This window comes from Caulobacter sp. 05T431, assembly GCF_056665975.1.
Map to the genome: position 1 here is coordinate 1 of NZ_JBFTKU010000046.1, position 2,500 is coordinate 2,500.

A 2,500-nucleotide genomic window follows, 5' to 3' on the forward strand; every position below is an offset into this window, starting at 1 on the left:
CCTTCTAGAGAAGAGCGCCAACCAAGTCAAGTAAGAATTTCCAGGAAACTCTTTCTAGACTTGAAGGACCCAGATCCGAATTCTTGCGAACTCTTCACCAAACCCTCCGGAGCCGCGCTTTCTAAGGAAAGCTAAACCCCCTGTCAACCTCGAATTTCGCTGAATTTCAGCAGAACATCGAGGTCGAATACTTCACCGAACCTTGGAATTCTTATCGAACTCTTCGCTTCAGTAAGGAGTGGCGCTTCTATTGAAGCATCACCCCAGAGTCAACCGCCTCGTTTTTCCATCCTCTCAAAGGGCCAAGGCCGCAACGAAGAGACAAAAAGGGATCCGTGGGCCGCCGAGGCTGCCCGCCTGGATCCATTACCGAGTCGATTGGAGCGCGGAAGCTAGCGAAACCGGTCGAAGAAAGCAAGAGCCTTGCGGCGTCTTTGCCCTCCGGTCGCGATCGCGTTTCCGAGCGAGGGGCGGATATAGGCGTGTGACGCGGCGATGACAACCCCTGTCCGGACGAATCCCGACCAGAGGACTTGGGCTTAGACGGCCAGGCGCCGTGACCAGGTCGCCGGACGCCCTTCCCTTCTCTGCCGACGCCGGCGAAGGGCGTCGAGAATTGCCGACTCGCCTCCCGACGCCGGCCGTGCGGCGCGGCGAGGACGGGGCGCGAAGAAGGGTCGGCGACCTCGGCGAATCGTCACACCGGTGCGTCGATCGATCGTCAAAGGCGGCGGCCGTGCTGATCGTACTGCCGGGCATCGCGGAAACCGATTCTTCCGATGGCCTTCGCGGCACGTGGGTCTGTCAGCGCCGACGGATTTTCAGCACCGAGGCGGAGCTCGAGCTCTCCGCCCTGAGGCGGCGGGGGCTGCCCTGATCGCGAATCGAAGGCTTGGATCCGAAACGGTCGATGCTCGATGCGGCGATTCTCGAACCGGCCAGGCGGACCGTGCTCCGAGAATCGGAGAATACGGCCTCGGCGGCTGTCGGCGGCGGAATCCGTGAAACCTCACCATCCGTCGTTCGGGGCGTCGAGACGGATTCGCCTCTATCGTCACGGAGAAACATGTGGGTCTCGCCGGCGGACGCATCGGAGACGCTGATTCCTGGATGCGCCGCGGGGCGGCTTCGATCGTCGCCGGCGCTTCAGGGCCGAGCTCGGCTCGTTCGCACGGATCCTCAGCAAGGCGGCCGTTTCCGCGGGAGAGCAATGGAATCAAGAGATGCGTCAGCTGAAAGGCCCGCTCATGGAGAGCGGCAAGCGCCGTAAGCGCGACCTCCGAGGTCCGACGACGACCTGGTCGCCCTGCCCCGCTCGGACCGCCAGGCAGGGGCCCAAACGAAAAATGGCCTCCCGAAGGAGGCCATTTCTTGATCTTGGGTGCGGGGACAGGATTTGAACCTGTGACCTTCAGGTTATGAGCCTGACGAGCTACCGGGCTGCTCCACCCCGCGGCGAAGAGGGTAGTGATGTGATCGTGTGGTAGGGTTTGGACTTTGATGCTGAGCATCCTTTTAGCGGAAAGCTCAGTCATGGGTTTGACTGAAGAACGATCAAGCCTATCGAGCTATTAGTACCGGTAAGCTACACGCCTCACAGCGCTTCCACACCCGGCCTATCAACGTGGTGGTCTTCCACGGCTCTCAGCGAGACCTTGTTTTGAGGTTAGTTTCCCGCTTAGATGCTTTCAGCGGTTATCTATTCCACACTTAGCTACCCTGCTGCACAGCTGGCGCCATGACAGGTCCACCAGAGGTGTGTCCATCCCGGTCCTCTCGTACTAGGGACAGATCCTCTCAAGTCTCGTACACCCACGGCAGATAGGGACCAAACTGTCTCACGACGTTCTGAACCCAGCTCACGTACCACTTTAATCGGCGAACAGCCGAACCCTTGGGACCTGCTCCAGCCCCAGGATGTGATGAGCCGACATCGAGGTGCCAAACTTTGCCGTCGATATGGACTCTTGGGCAAAATCAGCCTGTTATCCCTAGAGTACCTTTTATTCGTTGAGCGATGGCCCTTCCACGCAGGACCACCGGATCACTATGGCCGACTTTCGTCTCTGCTCGACTTGTCAGTCTCGCAGTCAGGCGGGCTTATGCCATTGCACTCGACGACCGATTTCCGACCGGTCTGAGCCCACCATCGCGCGCCTCCGTTACACTTTGGGAGGCGACCGCCCCAGTCAAACTGCCCGCCACGCCATGTCCCGGACCCGGATAACGGGCCGCGGTTAGACGTCAGCAACAATAAGGGTGGTATTTCAAGGATGGCTCCACCGGAACTGGCGCCCCGGTTTCATAGCCTCCCACCTATCCTACACATGTTGCTGCTAACGCCAAGGCGAAGCTGCAGTAAAGGTTCATAGGGTCTTTCCGTCTGACCGCGGGAACCCCGCATCTTCACGGGGAATTCAATTTCGCTGAGCCTATGCTGGAGACAGTGGGGAAGTCGTTACGCCATTCGTGCAGGTCGGAACTTACCCGACAAGGAATT

The 2,500-nt window shown here is 59.4% G+C and carries 1 tRNA gene and 1 rRNA gene (1 of these 2 cut by a window edge); both read right to left on the minus strand.

Features of this window, described 5'->3' with window-relative positions:
• Positions 1 to 1,378: 1,378 nt before the first annotated feature.
• Positions 1,379 to 1,455: transfer RNA gene (locus AC1U89_RS24355), tRNA-Met, on the minus strand.
• A gap of 95 nt (positions 1,456 to 1,550) precedes the next feature.
• A 23S ribosomal RNA gene (locus AC1U89_RS24360) occupies positions 1,551 to 2,500 on the minus strand; it runs 1,839 nt beyond the window's last position.